The 25,779-nt window shown below is 69.5% G+C and carries 26 protein-coding genes; 13 read left to right on the forward strand and 13 right to left on the reverse strand.

Going from position 1 to position 25,779, the window contains the following annotated elements; translation table 11 throughout:
• Positions 1-37: 37 nt before the first annotated feature.
• The 5 genes from IE157_RS10920 to IE157_RS10940 are packed head-to-tail and all read left to right on the forward strand — an operon-like array spanning position 38 to position 6,311.
• On the forward strand, positions 38-292 hold the full coding sequence (locus tag IE157_RS10920) for an acyl carrier protein (RefSeq protein ID WP_064845610.1): 255 nt from the start codon (positions 38-40) through the stop codon (positions 290-292).
• Positions 285-1,490, forward strand: a complete 1,206-nt coding sequence (locus IE157_RS10925; protein WP_082943188.1) for an acyl-CoA dehydrogenase family protein — start codon at positions 285-287, stop codon at positions 1,488-1,490. The genes IE157_RS10920 and IE157_RS10925 overlap by 8 nt, the downstream gene beginning before the upstream one ends.
• Positions 1,487-2,428, forward strand: a complete 942-nt coding sequence (locus tag IE157_RS10930) for a class-II aminoacyl-tRNA synthetase family protein (protein WP_193519981.1) — start codon at positions 1,487-1,489, stop codon at positions 2,426-2,428. Before IE157_RS10925 ends, IE157_RS10930 begins: the two co-directional genes overlap by 4 nt.
• Positions 2,425-3,534 (forward strand): DUF1839 family protein, encoded by a 1,110-nt coding sequence (locus tag IE157_RS10935; protein ID WP_193519982.1) that lies wholly within the window; start codon positions 2,425-2,427, stop codon positions 3,532-3,534. Before IE157_RS10930 ends, IE157_RS10935 begins: the two co-directional genes overlap by 4 nt.
• Complete coding sequence (locus tag IE157_RS10940) at positions 3,531-6,311, forward strand: glycoside hydrolase family 2 protein (RefSeq protein WP_193519983.1); 2,781 nt, start codon at positions 3,531-3,533, stop codon at positions 6,309-6,311. The genes IE157_RS10935 and IE157_RS10940 overlap by 4 nt, the downstream gene beginning before the upstream one ends.
• Before the next feature lie 162 nt (positions 6,312-6,473).
• Here IE157_RS10940 and IE157_RS10945 read toward each other — a convergent pair whose 3' ends face one another.
• A complete protein-coding gene (locus IE157_RS10945; protein WP_193519984.1) occupies positions 6,474-8,225 on the reverse strand; it encodes an alpha/beta hydrolase in 1,752 nt (583 codons plus the stop codon).
• Positions 8,226-8,440: 215 nt separating this feature from the next.
• Positions 8,441-9,394 carry a serine/threonine-protein kinase gene (locus tag IE157_RS10950; protein WP_318281446.1) on the reverse strand — a complete coding sequence of 318 codons (954 nt, stop codon included), beginning with the start codon at positions 9,392-9,394 and terminating at the stop codon, positions 8,441-8,443.
• 124 nt (positions 9,395-9,518) lie between these two features.
• On the opposite strand from IE157_RS10950, the gene rlmC reads away from it, so the two are divergent.
• Positions 9,519-10,658 (forward strand): 23S rRNA (uracil(747)-C(5))-methyltransferase RlmC, encoded by a 1,140-nt coding sequence (gene rlmC / locus IE157_RS10955; protein ID WP_193519985.1) that lies wholly within the window; start codon positions 9,519-9,521, stop codon positions 10,656-10,658.
• Positions 10,659-10,825: 167 nt separating this feature from the next.
• On the opposite strand, the gene IE157_RS10960 is transcribed toward rlmC, so the two are convergent.
• The 4 genes from IE157_RS10960 to IE157_RS10975 all read right to left on the reverse strand — a co-directional run bounded on the left by IE157_RS10960 (position 10,826) and on the right by IE157_RS10975 (position 14,223).
• Positions 10,826-11,356 (reverse strand): gluconokinase, encoded by a 531-nt coding sequence (locus IE157_RS10960; RefSeq protein ID WP_231885481.1) that lies wholly within the window; start codon positions 11,354-11,356, stop codon positions 10,826-10,828.
• A gap of 5 nt (positions 11,357-11,361) precedes the next feature.
• Complete coding sequence (manD, locus tag IE157_RS10965; protein ID WP_193519986.1) at positions 11,362-12,591, reverse strand: D-mannonate dehydratase ManD; 1,230 nt, start codon at positions 12,589-12,591, stop codon at positions 11,362-11,364.
• A 188-nt stretch (positions 12,592-12,779) separates the two neighbouring features.
• On the reverse strand, positions 12,780-13,358 hold the full coding sequence (locus IE157_RS10970; RefSeq protein WP_193519987.1) for an MFS transporter: 579 nt from the start codon (positions 13,356-13,358) through the stop codon (positions 12,780-12,782).
• A 148-nt stretch (positions 13,359-13,506) separates the two neighbouring features.
• Entirely contained in the window at positions 13,507-14,223 is a 717-nt protein-coding gene (locus IE157_RS10975) for a FadR/GntR family transcriptional regulator (protein WP_318281461.1), read from the reverse strand.
• A gap of 208 nt (positions 14,224-14,431) precedes the next feature.
• On the opposite strand from IE157_RS10975, the gene IE157_RS10980 reads away from it, so the two are divergent.
• From IE157_RS10980 to IE157_RS10990, 3 genes are read left to right on the forward strand one after another with little or no spacing between them, the layout of a single operon-like run.
• Positions 14,432-15,346 carry a proline iminopeptidase-family hydrolase gene (locus IE157_RS10980; protein ID WP_193519989.1) on the forward strand — a complete coding sequence of 305 codons (915 nt, stop codon included), beginning with the start codon at positions 14,432-14,434 and terminating at the stop codon, positions 15,344-15,346.
• On the forward strand, positions 15,343-16,815 hold the full coding sequence (locus IE157_RS10985; protein WP_193519990.1) for an APC family permease: 1,473 nt from the start codon (positions 15,343-15,345) through the stop codon (positions 16,813-16,815). Before IE157_RS10980 ends, IE157_RS10985 begins: the two co-directional genes overlap by 4 nt.
• A gap of 3 nt (positions 16,816-16,818) precedes the next feature.
• On the forward strand, positions 16,819-17,739 hold the full coding sequence (locus IE157_RS10990; RefSeq protein WP_193519991.1) for an acetamidase/formamidase family protein: 921 nt from the start codon (positions 16,819-16,821) through the stop codon (positions 17,737-17,739).
• A gap of 41 nt (positions 17,740-17,780) precedes the next feature.
• On the opposite strand, the gene IE157_RS13115 is transcribed toward IE157_RS10990, so the two are convergent.
• Genes IE157_RS13115 through IE157_RS11005 form a run of 3 tightly spaced genes read right to left on the reverse strand, consistent with a single transcriptional unit; the run spans position 17,781 to position 18,616 of the window.
• Complete coding sequence (locus IE157_RS13115; protein ID WP_368809807.1) at positions 17,781-17,942, reverse strand: substrate-binding domain-containing protein; 162 nt, start codon at positions 17,940-17,942, stop codon at positions 17,781-17,783.
• On the reverse strand, positions 17,876-18,073 hold the full coding sequence (locus IE157_RS13120) for a substrate-binding domain-containing protein (RefSeq protein WP_368809803.1): 198 nt from the start codon (positions 18,071-18,073) through the stop codon (positions 17,876-17,878). The genes IE157_RS13115 and IE157_RS13120 overlap by 67 nt, the downstream gene beginning before the upstream one ends.
• Before the next feature lie 21 nt (positions 18,074-18,094).
• Positions 18,095-18,616 carry a LacI family DNA-binding transcriptional regulator gene (locus IE157_RS11005; protein ID WP_318281447.1) on the reverse strand — a complete coding sequence of 174 codons (522 nt, stop codon included), beginning with the start codon at positions 18,614-18,616 and terminating at the stop codon, positions 18,095-18,097.
• Positions 18,617-18,623: 7 nt separating this feature from the next.
• Between IE157_RS11005 and IE157_RS11010 the strand changes: the two genes are divergently transcribed.
• The 3 genes from IE157_RS11010 (at position 18,624) to IE157_RS11020 (ending at position 21,109) form a co-directional block, all read left to right on the forward strand.
• Positions 18,624-19,016, forward strand: coding sequence for a rhomboid-like protein (locus IE157_RS11010; protein WP_318281448.1), 393 nt, complete (start codon positions 18,624-18,626; stop codon positions 19,014-19,016).
• A gap of 261 nt (positions 19,017-19,277) precedes the next feature.
• The gene (locus IE157_RS11015) at positions 19,278-19,889 is read left to right on the forward strand and encodes a GntR family transcriptional regulator (protein WP_064845601.1); all 612 of its coding nucleotides are present in this window, start codon (positions 19,278-19,280) and stop codon (positions 19,887-19,889) included.
• Positions 19,886-21,109, forward strand: a complete 1,224-nt coding sequence (locus tag IE157_RS11020; protein WP_064845600.1) for an MFS transporter — start codon at positions 19,886-19,888, stop codon at positions 21,107-21,109. The genes IE157_RS11015 and IE157_RS11020 overlap by 4 nt, the downstream gene beginning before the upstream one ends.
• 79 nt (positions 21,110-21,188) lie before the next feature.
• On the opposite strand, the gene IE157_RS11025 is transcribed toward IE157_RS11020, so the two are convergent.
• Positions 21,189-21,938, reverse strand: a complete 750-nt coding sequence (locus IE157_RS11025) for a sulfite exporter TauE/SafE family protein (RefSeq protein ID WP_193519995.1) — start codon at positions 21,936-21,938, stop codon at positions 21,189-21,191.
• A 149-nt stretch (positions 21,939-22,087) separates the two neighbouring features.
• Here IE157_RS11025 and IE157_RS11030 point away from each other — a divergent pair, with 149 nt between their 5' ends.
• Complete coding sequence (locus tag IE157_RS11030) at positions 22,088-23,104, forward strand: urea transporter (protein ID WP_193519996.1); 1,017 nt, start codon at positions 22,088-22,090, stop codon at positions 23,102-23,104.
• Here the strand turns inward: IE157_RS11030 and IE157_RS11035 are convergent.
• The 3 genes from IE157_RS11035 to ureG are packed head-to-tail and all read right to left on the reverse strand — an operon-like array spanning position 23,065 to position 25,754.
• On the reverse strand, positions 23,065-24,126 hold the full coding sequence (locus IE157_RS11035) for a HoxN/HupN/NixA family nickel/cobalt transporter (RefSeq protein WP_193519997.1): 1,062 nt from the start codon (positions 24,124-24,126) through the stop codon (positions 23,065-23,067). The genes IE157_RS11030 and IE157_RS11035 overlap by 40 nt on opposite strands.
• An 18-nt stretch (positions 24,127-24,144) precedes the next feature.
• The gene (locus IE157_RS11040) at positions 24,145-25,146 is read right to left on the reverse strand and encodes an urease accessory protein UreD (protein WP_305142865.1); all 1,002 of its coding nucleotides are present in this window, start codon (positions 25,144-25,146) and stop codon (positions 24,145-24,147) included.
• Entirely contained in the window at positions 25,143-25,754 is a 612-nt protein-coding gene (gene ureG, locus IE157_RS11045) for an urease accessory protein UreG (RefSeq protein ID WP_035964924.1), read from the reverse strand. The genes IE157_RS11040 and ureG overlap by 4 nt, the downstream gene beginning before the upstream one ends.
• Between the last annotated feature and the right edge of the window lie 25 nt (positions 25,755-25,779).

The following is a 25,779-nucleotide window of genomic DNA, read 5'->3' on the forward strand; positions in this document are numbered from 1 at the left end:
TCGAAAACCACCACATCAACCGAAAGAGGTTCACCCCATGGATTCCACCGCCATCGAGACCACCGTCCGCTCCGTGCTGGGCCAGCACGGGAAGCTGTCCGAGGACGCCGGGACGATCGCCGCGGATGCGGACCTGTACCGCGCAGGCATGACCTCCCACGCGTCCGTGAACGTGATGCTGGGCCTGGAGGACGAGTTCGACATCGAGTTCCCCGAGGAGCGCCTGACCAAGGCCACGTTCACGTCCATCAACTCCATCACCGAGGCCGTGGAGGCGATCAACAATGACTGATCATGCAGTACTGACCGACACCCCGCAGCGGGGTGCCGAGGACACCGACCGGGCCGAGCGGGTCGCCGCGCGCGCGGAGGCCGTGGCCGCCGTGGCGCGCGAGTTCGCGGACGCGGTGGACTCGGAGTCCCGGTTCCCGCGGGAGGCCATCGAGGAGGCCCGCGCCCAGGGCCTGTTGGCCGCGCCGATCCCGGAGGCGGACGGCGGGCTGGGCTACAGCATCACCGAGCTGTGCCGGATGCTCGAGCGCGTGGGTCGGGAGTGCACCTCCACGGCCATGATCCTGGCCATGCACCACTCCCAGGTGCTGTGCCTCACCCGCCACGCGGACACCGACTTCCTGCGGGGCTACACCCGCCGTGTGGCCGCCGAGGGGCTGTTGTTGGCCTCCGCCACGACCGAGGCCCAGATCGGCGGGGACACCCGCAATTCCACGTGCGCCGTGCGCCCGATCGAGGACGGCCGGGTGGCCCTGCACAAGAGCTGCCCCGTGATCTCCTACGGTGCGTACGCGGACGCGATCCTGGTGACCGCGCGGCGCAGCGAGGACGCGGCGTCGAGCGACCAGGTGCTGTTGGTGGTCGAGGCCGAGAACCTGCAGCTGGACCGCCAGCGTGGCTGGGACGCCCTGGGGATGCGGGGCACGTGCTCCGAGTCCTTCGAGCTGGACGCCACCACGCCCGCGGACGCCATGTTCACGGTGCTGTTCGAGACGATCTCCGCGCAGACCATGCTCCCGGCGGCCCACTGCCTGTGGGCCTCCGCGTGGTTGGGCATGGCTACCCAGGCCGGGCTCACCGCCCGGTCCGTGGTGCAGAAGGCCGCGCGCAAGACCCCGGGGACCACACCGCCGTCCGCGCTGCGGCTCGCGGAACTCGAGGTGCAGCTGCAGTCCATGACGGACGTGGTGCGCGCGAGCGTGGCCCGCTACGAGGCCGCGTGGGACGATCCGGCCGTGACCGAGTCCATGCAGTTCGCGATCGCCATGAACACCCTCAAGGTCTCGGGCGCGGAAGCAGTGCGCCGGATCGTGGGGGACGCCATGGTGATCGTGGGCATCACCGCTTTCGCCAATCGTTCGCCCGTGAGCCTGGCCCGGTTGTACCGGGACAGCATCGGGCCCTCGGTCATGGTCAACAACGACCGCATCCTGCTCCACACCGCCACACTCCAACTCGTTTCCAGGGGGCAACGATGAGCGCCACGGACACCACACAGGACCTCTCCCAGCTGCAGGACACCTTCCGCGAGGGCCTCGAGGCCCACGGCTGGTTCCTGCCCACCCTCGGGGACGGCGTGACCGGGCTCGGTCCGCAGGCCGAGGACGTCGTGCAGGGCATCGCCGCCGCGGCCCGCAAGGTCGCGGCGCGGCTGTCCCCGGACGCCGGCACGCGCCGGTTGCGCTTCCCACCGGTCAACGGGACCCGGTTGCTCGAGCGCACGGACTACGTCGCGTCCTTCCCACAACTGCTCGGGACCATCTCCGCGTTCGAGGGCGACAACAAGGCTCACCGTGAGCTGCTCGCCACGTACGAGGAGCACGGTGACTGGTCCGCCCAGCTCACCCCGGCCGGCCACGCGCTGGTCCCCGCGGTGTGCCACCCCTTGTACGCGTACCTCGAGGGCTCGCAGGTGGACGGCTCGGTGTTCGAGCTCGTGGGCGAGTGCTACCGCCACGAGCCCAGCCCGGACCCCATGCGTTTCGTGACCTTCCGGATGTTCGAGGCGGTGTGCCTGGGCACGCCGCAGGAGGCCCGGGAGCACCGCGAGAAGTGGCTCGAGGCGGGGACCAACCTGCTGAGCTCCCTGGGGCTCGAGGTCCAGGCGGACACCGCCAACGACCCGTTCTTCGGCCGCGCGGGGCGCCTGCTCAGCGCGGGTCAGCGCGAGGCGCAGTTGAAGTTCGAGATCCTCACGGAGGTCTACCCGGGGCATCCCACCGCGATCGCCTCCGCGAACCTGCACGAGGACCACTTCGGGGAGAGCTTCCACCTGCACACCGCCGACGGCGCCGTGGCCCACTCCGCGTGCTTCGGCTTCGGTCTGGAGCGGGTGGCCCTGGCCCTGGCCATGCGCCACGGTTTCGACACCGCCGCGTGGCCCGCGACCGTGCGTCAGGAACTGGGGTTGCCATGACCGCCGTGACCGTGAACCACGGTGGGTCGGCGGGTACCGCGTCCGTGCGGGAGCCCTTCGGCCACGAGGTCCTGGCCGTGCGCGGGTGCGAGTCGCTCACCGTGGCGAACGCACCGCGCTCCGTCCTGCACGACCCGGCGGAACCGTGGTCACCCACGAACTGCTACATGGACGTGTGGATCGGTCTCACCGCGACCCTCGGGTTGGACCCGCTGCCCATGCTCGGGGCCGCGTTCAGCGCGGACTTCCTGGGGGACCAGTGGGAGTTCCTCAAGCCCCGGCAGGAGGACCTTGAGACGCTCTACGGCCTCACGGTGGGGGAGTACGACACGTGGCGGCCCCTGGCCGAACACGTGCAGCTGGTGATGTCCCGCGGGGACGCCCTGATCGTGGAGGTGGACGCTTATCACCTCCCGGATACCGAGGGCGTGTCCTACGGGCGGGCCCATACCAAGACGTCCATCGTGCCGTTGCGCCTGGATCCGGTCGCGGGGGAACTCGTCTACCTGCACAACGACGGTGTCCACGTGCTGCACGGGGAGGACCTCGACAACGCGCTGGGCACGGGTGTGGGTTCCGGGTGGGTCCCGTACCCGTACGTGGAACTCGTGCGACTGGACGGCATCCGGTCCCTGGCGCCCGAGGCGCTGTGGCAGCGCGCCGTCGAGATCGCGCGGGGGCACCTGCGCCGCGCCCCGGACGCCGGGACGGGCAATACCGCGCACCCCGATCCGGCGGCCGACCGGCTCGTGGCCGCGATCCGGGAGCACGTCCCGGTGCTCGCCGAGCGGGGCATGGAGTACTTCCACCAGTACTCGTTCGCGACGACGCGCCAGGCCGGTCTCACGTCCGGGCTCGCCGCCCACGCGTGCCGGTACCTCTCCCGCGGTGCGCAGGAGTGGCCGAGCGACGTGGACGCGGAGCAGCTGATCGAGGCCGCCGAGCAGTTCGACGCCGCCGCCGGTGCGGCCAAGACCCTGCAGTTCAAGCTCGCCCGAGCGGCCTCGGGCAGGACACCGCGCATCGACTCGTCCGCGGAGGCGTTCGTGGCCGGGCACACCGCGGGCATGCGCGCGGTGCGTGAGGCCCTGGGCCTGGGGGAGTGACCGGGGTGCGCGACGCCGCGTGGACGCTCCGGCGCCTCGACCCGTCGCAGGACCCGGGCGATGCCCTGACTCGTGGGATTCCCGCGCGGGTCCCGGGGACGGTGTCCGGTGCCCTGCGGGACGCCCTCGGGGAGGACCGCGTGGCCACCGTGCTGGCCACTGACGGTCCCGACACCGTGTGGGAGTACCGCACCCGGGTCACCACCGCCGGTGGTCGGCACCGGTTCATGTCCACGGGCGTGGCCACCGTGGCGCAGCTGCTGGTCGCGGACCAGGTCGTGCACGAGTCCCACAGCGCTTTCGCGCCGTGGGACGTGATCGCGGAGCTGCCGTCCGGGCCGTGTGAGATCGCCCTGCGGATCCTGCCCACGGCGTCCGTGAGCGTGCCGCGCAAGCCGCGCGCCCGCTGGTTGTCACCGCTCGTGTCCGAGCGCTCCCTGCGGTGGCGCCGCACCCCGCTGATCGGCTCGATCGACTGGCCCGGTGCGCTGCCCGTCCTGGGCCCGTGGGGCGGCCTGCGCGCTGTCCCACTTCCTTCTTCCGCCGACGACGCCGCTCCCCACCCCTCGCTCGAACTCGTGCCGCGCGCAGTGCGCACACGGGTCGGGGGGGACGGTAGCGGCGTCGTGACCGTGGAACTCGCCGCGGGCGCGGGTACGACCCCGGATCTTCGCGCGGACACGGCCGGGAGCGCGGGCGCGGCCGCGGAGCTGGCGGACGTGGGATGCTCAGCGGACCCGGATGTTGCGGTGGCCCGCGGCGCTGCGGTGGAACATGCGCGTGAAACCGTACACATCACCGTGGAGCCTCCGTGTGAGGTGGACGCGCAACCGGTGACCGCCGAGCGCGTCGTGACCGCGTCCGATGCCACATCGCGCGGAACGCTCACCGTGGACGTGACCGTGCCCGACCCCGCGCTGTGGTGGCCGCACGGGATGGGCGAGCAACCGCTGTACCGGGTGCGGGTGCGCACCGGGCAGGGGGAATGCACGTACGCCGTGGGGTTCCGGACGGTGTGTGCCGAACCGCGGGACCGGGACCATCATGGCTTGGCCCTGCGGATCAATGACGTCCCCGTGTTCGCGAGGGGTGCCGTGTGGGCCGGTGCGGACCCCTTCGAGGTGGCCGCGGACCCGCAGCGCACCCGCGACGTGCTGGAACGCCTGCGCGCGGGCGGCAGCACCATGATCCGCGTCCCGGGAACGGCGTGCTACGAGACCGAGGACTTCCACCGCGCGTGCGACGAGCTGGGTCTCATGGTCTGGCAGGACGTGGCCCTGGGGCCTCAGGACCCGCCGGACGATCCCGAGTGGCGCGCCGGACTGCGTGATGAGGTCCGACACCTCGCCGCACGGTTGGCCTCTCATCCGTCCACGGTCGTGATCTCCGGGGGCACCGAGGTCATCCAGGCCCCCGTGCTCGCGGGCCGGCCCGCCGAGCAGTGGCGCACGGACGTGATCCTGCGGGACGTTCCCCGCGCGGTCGGGGAGGCCGGCGCGGACGTGGTGGTCGTCCCGTCCTCTCCGTGCTCGGACGCGGACCTGGACGCCGCGCAGCACGCGTACGAGACGGGCGAGGCCTCGGGGGAGCGGGCGTCGTCGTCGTCAACGATGCCGACCGCAGCTCCCACGGACGCGGCCGACGGCGTGTCCCACTATTTCGGGGTGGGGGCCTACGGGCGACCGCTCGAGGACGCGGTGACCCGCGGGGTGCGGTTCGCTGCGGAGGCGCTGGCCTTCGCGGTGCCGCCGGAACCCGCCGCGGTGCGGGAGCAATTCGGGACGGACGGTCCGCTGGACGATGGGGATTCCGCGGACGCGTGGCGCGCCGGTGTGGCCCACGATCCGGGGGCGGAATGGACCTTCGAGGACACCACCGCGATCTATGTCCACCGACTGTTCCTGGACCGGGACAGCGATCCGGACGCCGGTCTGGCAACCCCGGGGCAGCCCGCGTCCGACGGCGCAGGGACGGGTCACGTCGAGCGCCTCGAGTACGAGCGCGCCGCGCTCGCCCATGTGTTCCAGCGGACTTTCGCCCAGTGGCGCAGCGAGGAGTCGCCGTGCCAGGGAGCGCTCGTGCTCTCGGCGCTGTCCATGGCCGCGGGGCCCGGGTGGGGTGTCCTGGATGCTTCCGGGCGGCCCACCGCCGCGTGGTACGGGATGCGCCGGGCGTGCGCGCCCGTGGCCGTGTCCTTCCTCCCCGCCGGCGGCGACGGACTACCCGTCCATGTCTGGAACGACGGCCCGACCCCACTCACGGCCACACTGCGACTGACCGTGGCCACGGTGCACGGCGGCTGCCAGCAACCCCTCGACATCCCGGTCACGGTGCCCGCGCACGGTGAGACCGTGATCCGCGCGGACCTCGCGGACGGTACGTTCCGGGACCTTGACCACGCGTACGGTTTCGGCGAGCGGGAGTACGACGCCGTGTCCGCCCAGCTCGTGAACCCCTCCGGTCGCGTGCTCGCCCGGGACGTCCACCTGACCGGCGGACCGCGACGCAACGATGCACCCGATCCGGGACTCGACGCTCACTGGGTCAGGACGGAACAGGGGGAGTGGTCGGTGGCCGTGACGGCGTTCGGACTTGCGCGATTCGTGGCCCTGGACCTGCCCCGCGGGGCCGTGGCCGAGGACGGCTACGTCCATGTGCTCCCGGGTGAGACGGTGCACGTTCCGGTCAGCGGAGCTCTCACCGACGAGGGTCGTGCGGCCGCGCGGGTGCGGGCGCTGAGCGCCCCATCGGTACCGGTGGGCGCCGAGCCCGAGTAGCCGACGATCTCTCAACGGGCCGGGTGAAGCGTCACCTCATGACGGCCCCATGAGCCGCATCGACGAGAGAGCCCCGCACGTGCTGGCAACGCCACCCGTGCGGGGCTCCTGAGTCATTTGCCGGCGGTTGTCATCGGCCCGCTGTCCCGTACACGCCGCGGTTCACACCTCGGGCACGTACGCCAGGACGTAATCCACCATCCGGCGGCACGATTCCGTGGCGAACAGCGAGTGGTCCAACGGGTCCAGGACGGTGAGCGTGCTGCGCGGGCCCAGGCGCTGAGGTGTGACCCCGCAGTGCTTGGCATCGGCGGGTCCGAAGACCGCGTCCACCGTGAGTCCGGGGATCTTGGAGAGCCGGCGCAGCGTGGGCTGCGGGACGTCGATGACCCCCACCCCGGCCGCGAGCGCATTGACCCGAGGTGACGCGTTGCGGGCGCGGTGACGGGTGCCGCGTACCACGGTGCGCGCCGTCGTCCCCACGTAGGCGTTGAGCCCGGCCAGGACGGCATCCCAGCGGGAGCCGGCGGGTGCGTCGTCGGCGGCGGGAGCGGACGACGGCGCTGCCGCCGCCTCGTCCTGCCCGGGCAGGGTCGGGGCCAGGGGGCCGCCGCGCAGGCCCTGGCGCCAGTAGCGCCACGGTGCCCGCTGCCACGCGACGTTGTTGATGACCATGAGCGTGAGTCGTTCGCTCACGGTTGCGGGCAGTTCGTGGGCCGAGGCCACCAGGCCCCACGCGCCCAGACAGATGCCTGCCCCCAGGAGCGGACCGTCCGTGAGTTCGCTCAGGTGCATCACGAGTTCCCGGGACTCGGTGAGCGTGTGGTGAGCGTACGGGTTGGAGTCCTGCGTGATGTCCGAGCGCACGAGCTCGCCGGTGTCGGAGCGTTCGGCGAGCAAGCACACGGCGCCGCGCGCGGACGCGAGCAGCGCGGTGCGCAGCCACAGACCGCCGGAGGCCTCCATGACCTCCGAACCTGGGGAGATGAACGCCAGCCCGGGGGCGTCGTGGTCGCGGGTCACCGGCTCGGTGATGATGGCCGGGCGTCGGGCGGCCCCGCTGGTCGAGCGCCGCAGCACCACGGATGTCCCGGCCACGTCCACGGTGATCTCCTGCTCGGGGACCAGGCCGTCCCCGCCGGGACGAGCGGTGTCATCCGGCGTCGTCCCGGCCGGGGCGGCGTCCAGCGCGGTGCGCACGGTGGCGATCAGACGGGCGGGGACGGCGGCCGCGCGGGGGTGCACGTTGATCGGGAGGGCGCCTGCTTCTTCGTCGGACAGGATGCGGATCCGACGATCGGGACCGTCCGCGGGCTCGGGAAGCGCCTTGAGCGCGGCCGCGCCGTGCGAGGACAGCTGCAGGTTCATCAGTTCCGTGCCCTCGCTCACGCGGGGCGGTAGGTCGGGCCCGCCCATGCGGCGCAGTGCGCTCTGGTGGCGCACCCACTGCTTACCGGACACGGGGGCCAGCACCAGCCGGGAGGCCCAGCCATGATCCTCGGTGGCGGCGAGCACGGTGCCGCCCAGGCTGAAGCCCACCCCGTGGACGGGGCCGTGGGAGCTCGCCCAATCGCGGACGGTGGTCAGGTCGTCGACCCACAGTCCGGCGTCCACGGCTTCCTCGGCGGTGGGGCTCTGACCGGTCCCGGACCAGTCGAGGCGCACCACACGCCACCCGTGAGCGGCCAGCGCCCGGGCCGTGTGGATCATGCTGCGGGTCAGGGTCACGCGCTCGCGTCCCGGGGACCCCACGACGATGACGGTCCCGCCGCGCTCGGTGGCCGTGGGTTCGTGCACGTCCACCGCGATCCACCGGTTCCCGGCAGGCACCCACCCGTGGCGTACGGAGTCCTCCTCGCGAACGCGTGAGCGGTGGCCGGGCCTGGAACGGCGCAGCTGCGAGTACGTGAGCATGAATGATCCCCCAAGTAATACGTGTCTCCGCCGCGGGCGTCCGGTTCTTCCCCAAGAACCTCGGCGCGCTTGCCCCCTGACGAACTTTTGCCCAGACTAACCATTTTCCCCGGGACGGGCGGAGTGAACTGTGCAAAAGCATACGCCTTTGGCGCGTGATTCCGGGGTTCCCGAGGGGAAATGCCTGCCCTCCCTTTAGGGGGTACTTAGGGCAGTTACCGGGTTTTCGCGGGGTCCCGCAGGTCGATCCCGAAGACCCGCTTCACCGCAGTGGTCACGTGGCGGCCATAGCGCTGCGAGGACGGCGTCGAGGAGAACGGCAGGAACCTACCGGGGACGTCCGGGTGGGTGATCTTCCCGTGGGTGGGCCCGGACGTGGTGACCTCGAAGCCCGCCCCGCGCAACCGTTCGAGCAGTTCCCTGCGGTTGGTGGGATAGCGGGTGCCGCTGCCCCCGGGTTTCGCACCGGTGTGCTCGAGGGAGTCGGGGGTGTCCGCCCAGGTCTCGTCCGGGCGCCGGGCGATCGCCCACCCGCTGCGGTAGATCCCCACCACGCGGTGCTCCGCCCGGGTCACCTGCACGCACAGCCGGCCGCGCACGTAGTAGTCGGTGCGCCCGAGGTCCGCGGTCCAGGTGTCCTCGGGGTCCGCCACGACGGCTTGCAGCGCGCTCTCGCTCACGTCCCACACGCCCTGTACGACGACGCCGTCCGCGGGCACCTCGAGCGCCGGGGCCCCCGACAGATCGGAGTCCACGGTGTAGAACGCACGCTCGGGGGCAGTGGTGTCGGGGGTGATGCCCGCGCGCAACAGGCGAACGAACTCCGCGAGCTGCGGGTCCACCGTGAGCTCGCGTGGTGCTTCGGACGCGATGGGCGTGGTGGGTTCCCCGGCGGGGACCGTGCGCGGCCCGGGGCCCGGTTTGGGTACCCCGCCTGCTGCAGGAACAGCACGGGTGCCGTCCGCGCCGGGAACTGTTCGGGGCCCGGGACCTGACCGAGGCGTCCCGTCCGGCGCTGCTCCGGCCCGAGGTTCGGAGTCATCGCCGACGGCGTCCGCGTCCCCTTGCCGCTCGGAAGGACGCCACGAGGTGTAGTCCACCGGGCGGACGCCCAGTGCGGGGTCCTTGCGGCCGCGCATCGCGGCGGGGGAGGGGTGCGGGGTGCTCATGGCAGGTCCTCGGGCGGAAGGGGCGGTGTCCGTGCCACGCTGTCACGATACTGCCGGGATTACCAGCGGGCGGGCGGCCCGAGCGGGGAAGGGGCGCGTGCGGCGTCGTCGTAGAATCGAGCGGGTGGAATGCGGATATTACGACCGGGACCTGTGCCGATCCTGCACGGTGATCGAGGTACCCTACGCGCGGCAGCTGGCTCGCAAACAACAGCTCGTGCGCGACCTCGTGGATTCACACGGTGAGCCGCGGTGGCTCGAGCCGGTCGCGTCCGTGGAGGCGGGGTTCCGCAACAAGGCCAAGATGGTCGTGGCCGGGAAGGTCGGCGCACCGACCCTAGGCATCCTGGACCGCGGGGGCCGCGGGATCGACCTGCGCGACTGCCCGCTTTACCCCGAACCCGTGACGCGCGCGATCCACGCGCTCGCCGAGTTCATCGCGCGGGTGCGGCTGTTGCCGTACGACGTGGCCAAGCGGCGCGGCGAGCTCAAACACCTGATCGTCACGGGGAACCCGGACGGGCGGCTCATGATCCGGTTCGTGCTGCGCAGCACCGGGCAGCTGGCCAAGATCCGGGACAACACGGATCTGCTGCGCGAGCTCGTGCCGCACGCGGACGTGCTCTCCGTGAACATCCAGCCCGAGCACAAGGCCGTGATCGAGGGCGCCGAGGAGATCCTGCTCTCGCGGCAGGGCGAGCTGATCATGCCGGTCAACGGCATCGACCTGCGTGTCCGGCCGCGCTCGTTCTTCCAGACGAACACACGGGTCACGGAGCAGCTGTACCGCCAGGTCGCGGACTGGGTGGACGCGGTGGACCCGGCGAGCGTGTGGGACCTGTACTGCGGGGTCGGGGGTTTCGCGCTGCATGTCGCCGCTCCCACGCGCGAGGTCGTGGGCACCGAGATCTCCGCCGAGGCCGTGGCCTCCGCCCGGGACACCGCCCGCGCCATGGGGCTACCGGATGAGGGTCCGGGCTCCGTGCGTTTCCTCGCCGACGACGCCGCCGCGACCCCCGCGGATCTGCCCGGCACCCCGGAGCTCGCGATCGTCAACCCGCCCCGCCGCGGGCTGGAAGCGTCCCTGTGTGCGTGGCTCGAGAACTCATCGGTGGATCATGTCGTGTACTCGTCGTGCAACGCCACGACGCTCGCGCGGGACCTGGGCCGGATGCCGTCCTTGCGGCCCGTGGAAGCACGACTGCTGGACATGTTTCCCCACACCGAACACTACGAGGTCGCGGTCCTACTGCGCAGAGGGTGAGGGGCGGGACTACCGGTTCGATGCCGGCGACCCGGCGAGGCTGACGACGGCGCCGGGCCCGGCGTCATCGTCCCGGGTCGCGGACGGGCACGCGCATCGAAGAAGCGTCCCGGGGTGCCCTGTCGAGCACCCTGGGACGCTTCGGATGCTTGCCGCGAAGGCGTGGACTATGAGTTCGCCGCCGCGATGGCCCGCAGCTTGGTCACTGCCTCGTTCACCATGTCCGGCACGGACTGATCGATGTCGAGCTTGTAGCCGCCCTCCTCCTGCGCGAGCGGCTCGAGGGTGTCCAGCTGGGACTGCAACAGCGTGGCCGGCATGAAGTGCCCGCTGCGGCCCTCGATCCGCCGGGTCAGCACCGCCACGGACCCGTCCAGGTGCAGGAACAACGCCGACGGCGCTTGCGAGCGGATCCGTTCCCGGTACTTGCGCTTGAGCGCGGAGCACGCGATCACCATGCCCTCGTGCTGTTCACCCCGCTCGTGCAGTGTGCGGCCCACGATCTCGAGCCAGGGCCAGCGGTCGTCGTCGTCGAGCGGCGTGCCCGAGGCCATTTTCTGGACGTTCTCGATGGGGTGCAGGCTGTCCCCGTCGACGAAGTCCACACCCAGCTCGTGGGCCACGAGCGTGCCGATCGTGGTCTTGCCCGACCCCGAGACGCCCATGACCACCACGAGCGGTGCGATGTCCGTGCTCACCCCGCTCACCGGTCGTGCACCGTGCCGTCGGTGAGGCGGTTGTAGGGCAGGTGCGCGGTGGTGTACTCGTACTTCTCCGCCTCATCCTCGTTGATCTCCACGCCCAGGCCCGGGGTGTCGGAGGGGTGCAGCAGACCGTTCTCGAACGTCATGTGCTGACGGAAGACCTGGCTGGCCTTCTCCGAGTGAGGCATGTACTCCTGCAGGCCGAAGTTGTGGATGGCCATGCCCACATGCAGCTGCGCCGCGAAGCCCACGGGGGAGACGTCCGTGGAGCCGTGGAAGCCGGACTTGACCTGGTACATCGCGGCGTAGTCCATGACCTTCTTCAGCGGGGAGATCCCGCCGAAGTGCGTGGACGCGCAGCGCACGTAGTCGATCAGCTGTTCGGAGATCAGGTCCTTGATGTCCCAGATCGTGTTGAAGACCTTGCCGATGGCGAGCGGCTGCGTGGTGTGCTGACGCACCAGCCGCAGGGCCTCCTGGTTCTCCGCCGGGGTGCAGTCCTCGAGCCAGAACAGGTCGTAGGGCTCGAGCGACTTGCCGAGCTTGGCGGCCTGGATGGGAGTCATGCGGTGGTGGCCGTCGTGCAACAGGGACAGCTCCGGGCCGAACTCGTTGCGCACGGCCTCGAAGACGGACGGAATGTGGCGCAGGTACGCGCGGGTGTCCCAGTCCTCCTCCGCGGGCAGCGCGGCACGCTGTGCCGGCTGGTAGTCGGAGCGCTCGCCGGAGGCCTGCGGCTGGGCGGCCACGCCGTACAGCGCGGTGATCCCCGGGACCGAGGACTGCACGCGGATCGCGGTGTAGCCGTGCTCCTGCTCGGAGCGGATCGAGTCGAAGATCTCCTCGGTGTCCCGCCCGGAGGCGTGGCCGTACGTGGACAGCCCGCGGCGGGAGGCGCCACCGAGCAGCTGGTACACCGGCATGCCGGCCACCTTGCCCTTGATGTCCCACAGGGCCATGTCCACCGCGGCGATCGCGGCCATGGTCACGGGGCCGCGGCGCCAGTAGCCGGAGCGGTACAGGAACTGCCACGTGTCCTCGATGTTTGCCGGGTCGCGGTCGATCAGCAGGGGTGCCACGTGGTCGGACAGGTACGTGGCCACCGCCAGTTCGCGGCCGTTGAGGGTCGCGTCACCGATCCCGGTGACACCCTCGTCGGTCGTGAGCTTGAGCGTCACGAAGTTGCGTGAGGGACTGGTGACGATGACCTTGGCTTCGGTGATCTTCATGGTGTTTCCTCTCTGGAACGGTGGGCCCGCTCGATTATGGCGGATCAGCGTGGGGACGGGCCGGACCCGTCGCCGCGCTCGGACGGCACGGACGGGCCCTGGGTGGTCATGGGGTGGGAATCCCGGGCCGTGGGGCCGGGGCGGTCGGTGCGGGTCCCCGCGGGAGCCGGGACCTCACCGGGGTGCAGCTACTCATGGCGCAGCGAACGGTTGGCCTCGATGGACTTCATGATGTCCTTGAACTTTGCCTCCGTGAGCGGGTAGCCGGCCATGATGAGCATGACGATCAGGAAGACCACCGCGGGGATCAACCCGCCCGCGACCGCCATGCCGTTCACGGTGTCCGGGCTCTGCTGCGGGGCGTGCTGGTCGAACGCCACGACCACGAGCGCGTAGGACGCGATGGCCTGGCCCATCTTGCGGGTGAACCAGACGGCGGAGTAGGTGGCACCCTCGGTGTGGATTCCGGTCTTGTACTCGCCGTACTCCATGGTGTCGGCCTTCAGGGCCCATGTCATGGTGTTGAGCAGGCCCATGCCCACACCATTTGCGTGCGTCAACCGGGTGACGTGGTGGTCCGGGCTGATCAGCAGCTGGGCCGGATCCGGGAACGGCGTGTTCTCCGCGATGATCCGGGCGTCCACGTGCCCGTGCGGAAACACGATCGGCAGGTCCTCGACCTGCTCCAGGGGGTTGCGAGCGATCTCCCGCGTGGCGGGGTCGGTCGGCAACGAGCGGTCGGGGTGAGCTGCTATCGACGTTGACATGCTCTCATCACAGCCCGGCCGTCCCCCGCGCAACGGGTTGCCGTGAGTTGCTAGCCGGCCTGGATTCGGGTCCGGGCTTGCGGGTGTCCCCTCCGGGGTGAGTGAATGGACTGGTTCCGCACGAGCTGTTCCTACGTCACTCAGGTCCTCACCGAGTGGGCACTTCCGCTGCATCAACCCGGTGTTCGGCTCTGTGCACCGCCTTCTCGAACAGTTCCACATCGATACGAGCATGTTCGGCCCCGATCGTCCCGGCCTCCTCCTGGTCCCGACCGATGATGGCCCGTACCAGTTGCTCATGGTCCGACAGGGCGCGCAGCTCCATCTCGCGCATCCCGTCCACCGAGCCCCACAGATGCGCCGGGGCGGTGAGGCTGATCCTGGATTCCAATTCCAGGAGTACGTTCTGCAACGTCGCGTTGTGTGCGGCGGCGATGACCGCTTCGTGGAATCGCGCATCAGCTCGCTGTGATTCCCTGCCGGTTCCCGCTACACGGAACTGCTCCAGCCGATCTCGCAGAGCACGTGCGTCCTCATCCGTACGGTTCTCAGCGGCAGCGCGCGCGATCGTTCCGTGCAGCAGGCGCACCGCCTCGAAGACATCCAGCAGGTTCTCCCGACGAGCGGAGAGGGCGCGGTGCATCGACGCCCCGGCCGAGGTGGCCTGCTGCTCACGCACGAACGAACCGCCGCCTCGGCCACGGACGGTCTGCAACAAGCCTTGGTCCGACAGGTGGGCCAATGCGGTCCTGACCGTCACCCTCCCCACCCCCAAGGATGCCGCCAGGTCGCGTTCCGACGGCAGCCGACTGCCGGGCAGGTATTCACCAACGGCGATGGCGGTCATCAACCTGTCCACGACCATGTCCGCAGCACTGGAGGGCGCTTCCAGTGCGCCGTCGAGGACCGACGGGCGGTTACGCTCGGCCGGGCGAGTAGCGGGCGAGGTGGGGGGCATGGGATCCGGGCGCCTCTCGTCGTCGAAAAGGTCTTGTCATGGAACCTTTTATGGTCCATTCTGTTGCCACGACGCGAACGGTGTCGTGAATCATATTCAAGCAAAGGGAGTGCGCATGCCCAAGACTCGTGAAATGACGGTCCCCTTCGGGGAACACAGCACATGGGCGCATATCACGGAACCGGCGAACCCCGTGGAGGGGATGCTCCCTCTGATCGTCCTCCACGGTGGGCCGGGCATGGCGCACAATTACCTTCGCAACATCGCCGAACTCGCGCAGACCGGGCGCACCGTCATCCTGTACGACCAGCTGGGCTGCGGCAACAGCACCCACCTGCCCGACGCCCCGGCGGGGTTCTGGACCCCGCAATTATTCGTGGACGAATTCACGAACCTGGTCCAGCACCTGAACCTTCCCGCATACCACCTGTTGGGTCAGTCCTGGGGCGGGATGCTGGGCTCCGAGATCGCCGTGGAACGACCCGAGGGTCTCAGGAGTCTGGCCATCTGCAACTCACCCGCGGCCATGTCCCTCTGGGTCGAAGCCGCCGGACGGCTTCGTTCCGAGCTGCCGTCCCACACCCAGCAGGCCCTCGCGCGACACGAAGCAGCGGGCACGACCGACGACCCCGAATACCTGGCGGCCACGCAGGAGTTCTACCGCCGTCATGTCTGTCGCCTCGAGCCCACCCCGCGGGACTTCGAGGAGAGTGAGGAACAGATGGAGGCTGATCCCACCGTCTATCACACGATGAACGGGCCCAACGAATTTCATGTGATCGGCTCCCTGCGGGAATGGAGCATCATCGACCGGCTCGGCGCCATCGACGTCCCGACGCTGGTCCTCGCCGGTGAACACGATGAGGCGACTCCCCTCACCTGGCAGCCCTTCGTCGACGGGATCGAGGACGTACGCACCCATGTCCACCCGGATGCCAGTCACTGCGTTCACCTGGAGCACCCCGCCGAGTTCCGGGCCGTGATCGGTGACTTCCTGGCCCAGCACGACCCGGCCGGTGCGCAGTCATGACCGCGCGATCCCATGAGAGCGAGGACCGACAGGCGGCCTCGTTCGACGGCTCACACGAATTGAGCCCGCAGCAACAATTGGAGGCCTACGGGTACACGCAGGAGCTCAAGCGTTCGCTCTCCACGGTCGACCTGCTGATCTACGGGTTGATCTTCATGGTCCCGATCGCCCCCTGGGCGATCTTCGGGGTCGTCTACAACGCCTCCAACGGCATGGTCCCGTTGGTGTATCTCATCGGCCTCATCGCCATGATCTTCACCGCCGTGGCGTATCAGCAGATGGCCAAGACCATCCCCCTGGCCGGGTCGGTCTTCTCGTACGTGGGCCAGGGCATCCATCCCACCGTAGGGTTCTTCGCAGGGTGGGCGATCCTCCTGGACTATCTGCTGGTACCCACTCTGCTGTACGTCTTCGCGGCGGAGTCCATGGTCGGGTTGTTCCCCGGGTCCCCTCGCTGGGTGTGGGCCCTGGTATTCGTCGCGATCAACATGGTCATCAATCTGTTGGGCGTCGGTTCCATGAAGCTGGTGAACCGTGTGTTCCTGGCCATCGAACTCGTCTTCGTGGTGACGTTCGTGGTCATCGCCGTCAGGGCGCTGTCCGGCGACGTCATTCCCGGTGCGGCCCTGACCACGGACCCGATCTGGGACCCCAGCAAGGTCAGCGGGCCGTTGATCGCCGCGGCCCTGTCCATCGCCGTCCTGAGCTTCCTGGGATTCGATGGGATCGCCACGCTCTCCGAGGAAGCGACTGGCGGGCGACGGGCCACCGGCCGAGCCATGGTGTGGGCCCTGTTCATCGTTGCGTTCCTGTTCATCATCCAGACCTGGCTGGCCAGTGCCTTGGCCGGTGGCCGGGACTCGTTCGACGCAGAGGCGGAAGGCAACGCCTTCTTCACCATCGTCCAGGCGGCCGCCGGAACCGGGTGGATGAACGCATTCTTCGTGGTCAACGTCCTGGCCGTCGGGATCGCCAACGCCATGGCTGCGCAGGCGGCGACGTCGCGCTTGTTGTACTCGATGAGCCGGGACGGTCAGTTGCCCCGTTTCCTGCATACCCTCAACGACCGGCGCGTGCCGCGCAACGCCATCATCCTGGTCTCGGCGCTCTCGGCCGTCCTGGTGTTGTTCTTCGTCGGGCAGATCGACGTGTTGTCCTCACTCGTCAACTTCGGGGCGCTGTTCGGGTTCTTGTTGCTGCACGTCTCGGTGGTCGTTTACTTCGTGGTCAAGCACGGATCACGGAACTACGGGGTGCACCTGTTCGTACCGATCATCGGATTTCTCATCATCGGCTACGTCCTGTGGAATGCGAATGTGGAGGCCAAGGTCGGGGGCGTCGTGTGGCTCGCCATCGGCGCTGCGGTCCTCGGGTACTACCACGTCACAGGCAGGAAGACCGATCTGTCCGGGGAGTCGGACGTCGGAGCGGACAAGATTCCGGCCGCGGGACAGAAAGGCGGACAGTGAACCATGGACCACTTCCTCGACAACACGTACGGAAAATTCGAATTCTCGGCATCCGAGACTCCGGCACTGCGGATCGCACCCGGCACCGGTGAACGTATCGGGTTCGAGACCAGCGACGAGGTCTATCGTCAACTCCACGAGCACGGGGACATGGACAAGCTCACAGTGGGCATCAATCCCGTCACCGGGCCCGTCTACGTCGAAGGCGCCGAGCCCGGGGACGCTCTCGCGGTGACGATCCACGACATCCAGCTGATCGACCGCGGTTGGTCGGTCAGCCTGCCCGGATCGGGAGCGCTGCAGGACCTGATGGGTGCGGAGGTCTTCGCCCGCCGCATTCCCATCGACCACCAGGGTGCGCACGTCACGGACGGACACACGTTCCCGACCCGCCCTATGATCGGGTGCATTGGTACGGCTCCGGCAGAGGGCACGAACTCGACGATCATGCCCACCTATGGTCAGGGCGGGAACATGGATCTTACGGAGTGCCGCCCCGGCGCCGTGGTCTACCTGCCGGTCATGACCCCCGGTGCCTACCTGTCCATCGGGGACATCCACGCGATCATGGCCGAGGGTGAATCCTCGTTCGTGGCCATCGAGGCGCAGGGCACCGCCGTGGTGTCGGTGGACCTCGTCAAGTCGATGCCCCTCCGTGCGCCGCGGATCGAGCTCGAGGACGAGTGGGTATTCGTGGGCCTGGGGGAACCGGTGCAGGAGAGCATCAAACGCGGCTACGAGGACATGTTCCGGTTCCTGACGATCGACCATGGTTGGAGCGCGGGTGATGCCTACGCGGTCATGAGCGCCGTGGCCCATTCCCGGTTGGGTGGCCCGACCGGATCGTCCGACCCGGATCCGCTGCATCCGATGACGCCCATCGGGGCCGTGACGACCCACCGACTACCCAAGAGCGTTCTCTGACCGGGTGGTGATCGTCGGCGGGTCCGACGGGCCGCCGAGTGTCACGGCTCCACGAGCGGCAGCTCCGAGGACGCGCGCACCACCAGGGACGTGGGGGCAAGGACGGGTTTGGCCGCGGTGTGGGCGTCCCCGCGGATCATGGCCAGGAGATTGGTGACCGCCGTGCGCCCCATCGTGTACATGGGCGCGGCCACGGATGACAGCGGAGGGGCATCAGCTCCAGTTCCTGAACGTTGTCGAACCCCACGACCGCCACGTCCTGCGGGATGCGCACGCGGTGCTTCTGCAGCTCGTGGGCGAAGCCCATGGCCATGAGGTCGTTGTAGAGGACCACCGCCGGGACCCGGTGGGTGAGTCAGCGTTGTGCGGCCAGGGCACGGCCCTTGACCGTGGGCTCGAACGGGCCGGCGTGATACACCTTCAGTTCGAGTTCCGGGCCCGCTTCACGCAGCGCGCGCCAGCGCGTCCCGTTGGACCAGGACGCCTCCGGTCCGGACGCGTACATGATGGTGCGCCGCCCGGAGGATGCCAGGTCCTCGGCGGCCCGGCGCATGCCCCGGGCGTTGTCCGCCACCCCGGACGCCACCCCGTTGACCGCGCGGTTCACGATCACGGTGGGTTTCTGTTTGGCCATCATGCGGATCGCGGAGTCGGACATCCGAGAGCTGGTCAGCAGCACGCCGTCCACGAGCGGCAGGGCGCGCTCGGCGATGGAGCGTTCCAGCTGGTCCGATTCCCGGGTGTGGTTGAGCAGCACCGTGTACCCGGCCTCGGTCGCGGCGGCCTCCGCGCCGCGGATGAGTTCGAAGAACACCGGGTTGGAGATGTCCGTGAGCAACAGGGCGATCAGGTTGCTGCGCCGTGGCGACCCGGCCAAGGACTGGGTGCGCCAGGCACCCCTGACGTACCTGTACCTGGTGCTGCTCACGTTCACCACGTGGTTGCTGTGGAACACGAACGGGCGGTTGCGGGGAGCGTTCCTCGCGGAGCAGTCCACGAGTCTGCATCAGCTGGGCATCAATCCGGTGGCCGTTCTGCTGCGCAGCGCCATGTACGTCTTGCCCATCGAGCTCGCGGTGTGGTGGATCGCGTTCTCCCTGGTCGTGGCGCCCATGGAACACCGCTTCGGGTGGCGGCGTGTGTTCGCCGGCTTCGCGATCGGGCACGCGATCGCGGTGCTGCTGGGTTTCGCGTGCTACCGACTCGTGAATCCCGACGCCGCCGTGCACCACGAGGCGCGCGTCCGGGCTCGGCGGCTGTACGAGATGGAGCACTGATCCGGCACGGGCCTCGGTCCCGTGGGTTCGGATCGGCAGAGTTGGACCGCGCTACGGATTGCGACGGCGCAGCAGAGTTCGACGACGCTGCGGAGCCACTCGTCCCGGTTGCCCGAGTGACGTGCGACACTTAGTATGCAGCTTGTATCTATGCAACCCGCGGACTGATCGCCGCGGGTTGCCGCTCGCCCCACACCCCGGGGCACGCGGCCGTGCCAGCGGGTACGGAACCGGCCGGAGCGACGTCGAACAGGGAGCACCATGGCGTACAACGCGGCCGAGCGCGCGTACGAGCACGTCAAGGCCAGGATCCTCACGGGGGAGCTGGACGGGCACATGTTGTCCGAGGGCGTCTTCGCCACGGAGCTGGGGGTCTCCCGGACTCCGGTCCGTGAGGCGTTCCTGCGGCTCCAGGTGGAGGGGCTCATGCGGCTCTACCCCAAGCGTGGTGCGCTCGTGGTGCCGGTGGGCCCGCACGAGTCCCGCGAGGTGCTCGCTGCGCGGCGGGTCGTGGAATGCGCGAGCGTGAAGGAGGCGATCGGGGATCCCGATCTGCCCGACACCCTCGCCGACCTCCTGGAACAGCAGCGAAAGGCTGCGGGCACGCCGCGATTCGGTGAGCTGGATGCCGCGTTCCACACCGCTCTCGTGGAGGCCGCGGGCAACAGTCTGTTGAGCGGTTTCTACCAGGGGTTGCGGGACCGGCAGATCCGGTTGATCGCCACCGCGGTGCGCACGGCCCAGGAGCGGTCTGACGAGATCCTGGCGCAGCACGCGGAGATCGTGGCGGGCGTTCGGGAAAAAGATACGGAACGGGTGGAAGCCCTGTTGGCGGAGCATTTGCAGCGCGTGTACGAAGGGATCGTGTCATGAGTGTGAAACCCTGGATGAGGGTCAGTTCGGCGCTGTTGGCGGTGGCGTGGGGTGGCAATGAGTTCACCCCGTTGCTCGTCATGTACCGCACGGTGGAGGGGTACGAACAGGTGGCCGTGGACATGCTCCTGGCCGCGTACGTCCTGGGGATCGTGCCGGCCCTGTTGATCGGCGGGCCGTTGTCCGATCGGCACGGGCGGCGGGCACTGATGATCCCCGCGCCCATCCTCGCGATGGTGGGCAGCATCCTGTTGGCCATGGGGGCCGGGAGTCTGGTGCTGCTTTTCGTGGGCCGGGTCTTCTCCGGGCTGGCCCTGGGACTGGGCATGGCCGTGGGGACCTCGTGGATCAAGGAGCTCTCCGATCGGCCGTACGAGGAGCACCCGGAGCGGGTCTCGGGCGCTCGCAGGGCGTCCCTGTCGCTCACGGCCGGTTTCGCCCTGGGTGCCGTGATCGCAGCGACGCTCGCCCAGTTCGCCCCGCTGCAAACCGTGTTGCCGTACGTGATCAACCTCTTGATCTGTCTGCCCGCGGTCCTGCTGGTCGCGGGAGCACCCGAGACCCGCTACGCAAGCGCACCGCACGGCTCCCTCCTGTCCGATCTGAAGATCCCGGCCACGCGTCAGCACCGGTTCTGGTTCGTGGTGGCGCCGTCCGCGCCCTGGGTGTTCGGATGCGCGGCGTCCTCGTACGCGATACTCCCGGCGCTCATGGCGGACGTCGTGGGCCCGGACTACGGCATCGCGTTCTCGGGGCTCATGTGCCTGGTGGGCCTGGGCTGCGGGTTCTTCATCCAGCCCCTGGGCCGTCATCTGGACCGGGACGGTTCCATCCGTTCGCTCGCCGTGGGCATGGTCGCGGTGATCCTGGGCATGCTCACCGGGGTGGCCGCCGCCTCGACCCTGAACATCCTGGTGGTCCTCGCGGCCTCCGGGGTCCTGGGTTGCGGCTACGGGCTCGTGCTGGTCTCCGGGTTGCAGGAGGTCCAGCGCATCGCCCGCCCGGACGACCTCGCGGGACTCACCGCGGTCTTCTACTCCCTGACCTACATGGGCTTCTTCGTGCCCATGGTCCTCGCACTGATCGCCCGGTTCACGTCCTACCCGTGGCTGTTCGCCTCCGGTGCCGTGATCGCGGCCCTGTGCCTGGGCGTCATGGCCTACGGGCGGCGGCACGAGGTGCGCGACCTGGACGCGCTCGAGGCGGCGGCCGCGCGGTAGCAGGGGCAGCGGCGTCGTCGTCCCGTGACGAATGCGCCCGTACGGCGGGTGATGCCGGGTCGTCGCGGGGCGGCCGTGCTCAGCCGAGGACCAGGGTCGCCGCGCCGCGCAACAGGACGACGACGCCGCCCGCGGCCGCGAGCGCCATGGCCAGTTTCTGCGCGGTCGCCTTGGTGAGGTGGCGGGACAGCCAGGTCCCCACCGCGATCCCGGCCAGGACCGTGAGCACGAGCGCGCCCACGGCCGCGAGCGCGGGGACGGGCAGGGCGAAGTGCACCCCGGCCGCGAGTTTGGAGACCACCGACAAGGCCCCCATGGAGATGAATACGGGCTGCATCGTGGCCGCGAACCGGTGTTGGTCCCAGCGGGTCACGCGCGAGTAGATCACCATGGCGGGGGCCGCCACACCCGCGGTGGAGTTGAAGAATCCCCCGATCACCCCGGTCGGGACCATGGCCTTGCGACGGGAGAGCTCGGGGGTCGCGGGGGAGAAGCGCGTGACGGCGAGGCCCGCGAGCACCACCGCACCCACGGCCACCTGCAACCACGCGCTCGGCACCCAGCGCACCACGAGCGCTCCGGCCACGATCCCGGGCACGGCGGACGCGACCAGCACCGCCGCGTGCCGCCATTCCACGAATCGGCGCACGGACAGGGTGATCAGGAAACCGGAGCACGTGGTGGCCGCGTTCGTCGCGAGGACTCCCGGGCCGGGACCCATGATCAGGGACAGCACCGGTGCCACCACGAGGCCCACCCCGGTGCCGGACACCCGTTGCAGGACGGTACCCACGAGCACGGCGAGCAGGGCGGCGATGAGGATCAACATGGGCGGCTTCCGGTGAGCGGGGTCAGTGGTTCGAGGGTATCCGTGTGTGCGCCGCCGGGTGGCACCGCGTGGGATCCGTGGCGCATATCATGGGTGCTGCACCCGGGACATGGGTCGCGACCTGGGGATGACGGTAGGAGGATAGGGGCATGAACTTCCTCCGCGGCATCGTCCGGGCCCAAGGCCAGATCTTCCTGCAGGCCGGATGGGGCCCCGCGGTGTTCGCGCTCGCCGCCATGACGGTGGCGTCCGCGTGGTTCGCGCTCGCCGCGCTCGCGGGGGCGGCGGTCCAGGCAGGGTGTGCGCTGGCGCTCGCCGGGTGGGACGACGCGCGGGGCCTGCACCGTCTCCGGGAGGGCGGGACCCGGGCCCGGAGTGGCATCCCGGGACACGATCCCGAGAGCTCACGGGTCGGTGCGAGGGCCCTGGCCCGGAGCCGAGCCGGGGTGATCCCCGCAGAGGTAGACCAGGGATTGCACGGGTTCAACGGTGCCCTGACGGGGTGTGCCGCGGTGCTCGCGTGCGGGCCCGGGATCCCCGCGGCGTTGTGGACCCTTGCGGGTTCGGCGGTCTGCGCGCTGATCGTGTGGGGCGCCCCCAAGCTCTCGTGGCCCGAATCCCTTCCGCTGCTCACGGGGCCGTTCTGCCTGGTCAACAGCATCGCGGTGGCCGTAGCGGTCCCGTTTGAACGGACCCAGGGAGCCGTGGTGCCCCTGGGCTCCCCCGTGCACGACGTACTCGCCGGGGCCGTGCGGGGAGCGCACCAGGTAATCCTGGGCGGTTCCGTGCTGGGCGGGCTGTTGGTGCTCGCGGGGATGTTCGCCGCCGGGTGGCGGGCCGGTGTGTGGGCGGCGGCCGGGACCCTGGTGGGCACGCTCGCCGGGTTCGTGGGGATCGGGCAGGGCCCCGCCGCATCCGGGTTGCTGGGCTACGGCGCGATGCTCGTGACCGTGGCGCTCGGTGTCGCGTTCCCCGCCCGGGGGTCCCGCATCCTGCGGATCGGGGTGCCCGTCCTGGCCGCCGCGCTCACCGTGCCGCTGTGGTGGGTCATCACGGCCGTGGGGGTCGCGCCGTACACGTGGCCCTTCGTACTCGTCACGTGGACCGTTCTGGCGCTACGCTCCCGTCAGTGGAGGGCGGGGGAGGCCCGCCACGACGAGCGGTGAACCAGGGCGAAGATCCCCCACACCGCGAGCAGCCCCGCGATCAACAACAGTCCCGCGTGGCCCAGGTCCACGGAGGCCAGGAAAGTGGTGAGTGGATCGTTCAGGTCGAACGCGGTGTTGAGCACCCCGCCCACCGTGATGAAGGCGATGAACAGGGCGGAGACCGCGGAGATGCCCGTGATCACCGCGTTGAACCCGAGTTTGCGCACGGGATCGCGCCACGTGGAGCCATACATGCGCAGCACGGCCAGTCCGTTGAGGGAATCGCACAGGCACATGCCCGCGGCAAAGAAGAACGGCAGGGAGATCAGGGTCCACGTGGACACCCCTGCCACGGACGCGGACGCCGTGATGATCAACAGGGACACGGTGCTCGCGGTGTCGAAACCCAGACCGAAGAGGAAACCGAGCACGTAGATGTTGCGCGGGCTCTTGACCCGCTGCAGCGGCCGGTCCAGGACGCGGGCGATCAACCCCTGGGACCGCATGTCCTTCTCCGTGATCCGCTGCCCGTCCGCCACCGCGCGCCGCAGCCGCCACGACCGCACGCTCGCGGTGGCGTTGTACGTTCCCAGCACCAGCAGGAAGACCCCGGACACCGTGCCACCGATGATCCCCAGCGCGGTGTTCGCGGTGGTGCCCTCCTCGATGAACGAGGACACGAACGTGGCCCCGAGCACCACCAGGACTCCCGCGAGGATCACGACCGAGCTGTGCCCCAGGCTGAACGCGAGACCCACGCTCGCCGGTCGCTTGCCCTGGGAGATGAACCGGCGGGTCGAGTTGTCGATCGCGGCGATGTGGTCCCAGTCGTAACTGTGCTTCACCCCCGTGAGGTAGCACGTGACCACGAGTCCGATGGACAAGGGAACGGAACTCTCCAGGGCCCCGGCACCCAACATGCCCAGCGCGAGGACATGCAGCAGCACCACCGCGCCCAGGGTTGCGAGCACCCGGGAGCGCAGACTCCACTCACTCACTGCCGTGCGGGTCACCGCCGTACTTCCATCGGTGCGCGTCATCTCTACCTCCAACGGACGTCAGTACTTCCTCAGGTTCACGGGCCCCTGGCCGAAGAACCGTTCGCGAACCACGGCCACCGCGGCCAGGATCAGCTCGTCGATCTCCTGCGTCGAGTTGCCCAACACACGCAACGCGAACCCGGGCACGGCCAGGGCGGAGGCGCCGCCACGGAGGTGCCCCGCGCGCTCGGTGAGCAGCGCGCGGACGGCTGCCAGAGCGGCGTCGTTCACGCGGGGATCCAGGACCAGCAGCGAACCCACGTGGCTGAACCCCTCGAACGAGCCCACACCGTCAAACCCCGGCTCATCCCCGGAGGGTTCCAGGCGGATGTTGTCGAGCGCCACCGGGCGCCCGGACATCCGCACCTCGGTGCGCAACCGGACACTGTCGTAGCGGAACGGCTCGCCCGTGGGGGACCAGCCGGGCGTGACGACCTCCGCGAGCACCAGGGTCGCGGACGGGTCCATGTCCACGAGCGTGTGCTGCCGATAGCGTGAGTCCCGGTAGGCGATCAATTGGTCCGGCAGGTACTCGAGCCGCGCGCCCGAGCCCAGGCACACCGTCATCTCCTGGGTCGAAAGACCCACGGGGGTGCGGTAGACCTTGGTCGCGGACTGGGTGGTCAGCAGCAGGTCCGCGCCGTCCCCGACCGTGACGGCCACGCGGTAACGGTCACCGTCCAGGTACGCGCCGCCGGGATTGACCACCGTGTAGGTCACCTGCCCACTCGCGTCCAGGTAGTGCGGGCGCAGCACGCGCAGCGCCCCGCGGTGGAACTGGTGGGTTGCCACGGAACGCCCCGGGCGCGCCGTGATTCCCAGTTCCAGTTCACCGCGCCACGTCTCTCGCGCAGTTCCGGGGGACGACGACGCCGCGGTCACCGTGTTCGCCGATGCCGCCACAGTCAGCGTGGTCGCAGCTGTCCCCGCGGTCGTCGACGCCGACTCGGATGCGTCGTCCCGCGTGGCCGTCGGCGCGGCGGAGGCGTGCGTGTCGGTCACCGGTGCGGCTGGGTTCACGCGAGGTCCTGCATGAGGACGTCGTGGCGCAACCACTCGATCACGTGCTCGAGGCCCTCGTCCGTCTTCAGATTGGTGAAGCAGAACGCCTTGTCCCCGCGGAACTGGCGGGAATCGGCCTCCATGACCGTGAGGTCCGCCCCCACGTGCGGCGCCAGGTCCGTCTTGTTGATGATGAACAGATCGGACTTGATCATGCCCTGGCCGGCCTTGCGGGGGATCTTCTCGCCCTGGGCCACGTCGATGATGTAGATCGAGAAGTCCACGAGCTCGGGGCTGAACGTGGCGGAGAGGTTGTCCCCGCCGGATTCCACGAACACGACCTCGAGGTCCGGGTGCTCCTGCTCCAACCGGTCGATCGCCGCCTGGTTCATGGAGGTGTCCTCGCGGATCGCGGTGTGGGGGCACCCGCCGGTCTCGAGTCCCACGATCCTGTCCAGGGGCAGCACGCTGTTGCGGGAGAGGATCTTGGCGTCCTCGATCGTGTAGATGTCGTTGGTGATCGCCGCCATGGAGATGTCCTGGCTCAGCGCCCGGGTGAGACGTTCGATCAACTGGGTCTTGCCCGCGCCCACCGGTCCGCCGATCCCGATCTTCACTGCCGTCATGTGGTTTATTCCTCCGTACGTTCGA

Origin of the sequence: Kocuria marina (assembly GCA_014652975.1) — a bacterium.
GTDB classification, from domain to species: domain Bacteria; phylum Actinomycetota; class Actinomycetes; order Actinomycetales; family Micrococcaceae; genus Kocuria; species Kocuria marina.

Excerpts from the sequence above, each read along its gene's own strand:
- IE157_RS10950 (WP_318281446.1), bottom strand. The coding sequence starts at position 9,394 with ATGAGCACCCCGCACCCCTCCCCCGCCGCGATGCGCGGCCGCAAGGAC.
- IE157_RS10945 (WP_193519984.1), bottom strand. The coding sequence starts at position 8,225 with ATGCTCACGTACTCGCAGCTGCGCCGTTCCAGGCCCGGCCACCGCTCA.
- IE157_RS10985 (WP_193519990.1), top strand. The coding sequence starts at position 15,343 with ATGACCGCGCGATCCCATGAGAGCGAGGACCGACAGGCGGCCTCGTTC.
- IE157_RS11030 (WP_193519996.1), top strand. The coding sequence starts at position 22,088 with ATGAACTTCCTCCGCGGCATCGTCCGGGCCCAAGGCCAGATCTTCCTG.
- IE157_RS10975 (WP_318281461.1), bottom strand. The coding sequence starts at position 14,223 with ATGGTCGTGGACAGGTTGATGACCGCCATCGCCGTTGGTGAATACCTG.
- IE157_RS10990 (WP_193519991.1), top strand. The coding sequence starts at position 16,819 with ATGGACCACTTCCTCGACAACACGTACGGAAAATTCGAATTCTCGGCA.
- IE157_RS10920 (WP_064845610.1), top strand. The coding sequence starts at position 38 with ATGGATTCCACCGCCATCGAGACCACCGTCCGCTCCGTGCTGGGCCAG.
- ureG (WP_035964924.1), bottom strand. The coding sequence starts at position 25,754 with ATGACGGCAGTGAAGATCGGGATCGGCGGACCGGTGGGCGCGGGCAAG.
- IE157_RS11025 (WP_193519995.1), bottom strand. The coding sequence starts at position 21,938 with ATGTTGATCCTCATCGCCGCCCTGCTCGCCGTGCTCGTGGGTACCGTC.
- IE157_RS11020 (WP_064845600.1), top strand. The coding sequence starts at position 19,886 with ATGAGTGTGAAACCCTGGATGAGGGTCAGTTCGGCGCTGTTGGCGGTG.
- IE157_RS10935 (WP_193519982.1), top strand. The coding sequence starts at position 2,425 with ATGACCGCCGTGACCGTGAACCACGGTGGGTCGGCGGGTACCGCGTCC.
- manD (WP_193519986.1), bottom strand. The coding sequence starts at position 12,591 with ATGAAGATCACCGAAGCCAAGGTCATCGTCACCAGTCCCTCACGCAAC.
- IE157_RS10970 (WP_193519987.1), bottom strand. The coding sequence starts at position 13,358 with ATGTCAACGTCGATAGCAGCTCACCCCGACCGCTCGTTGCCGACCGAC.
- IE157_RS10925 (WP_082943188.1), top strand. The coding sequence starts at position 285 with ATGACTGATCATGCAGTACTGACCGACACCCCGCAGCGGGGTGCCGAG.
- IE157_RS10930 (WP_193519981.1), top strand. The coding sequence starts at position 1,487 with ATGAGCGCCACGGACACCACACAGGACCTCTCCCAGCTGCAGGACACC.
- IE157_RS11015 (WP_064845601.1), top strand. The coding sequence starts at position 19,278 with ATGGCGTACAACGCGGCCGAGCGCGCGTACGAGCACGTCAAGGCCAGG.
- IE157_RS10980 (WP_193519989.1), top strand. The coding sequence starts at position 14,432 with ATGCCCAAGACTCGTGAAATGACGGTCCCCTTCGGGGAACACAGCACA.
- IE157_RS11035 (WP_193519997.1), bottom strand. The coding sequence starts at position 24,126 with ATGACGCGCACCGATGGAAGTACGGCGGTGACCCGCACGGCAGTGAGT.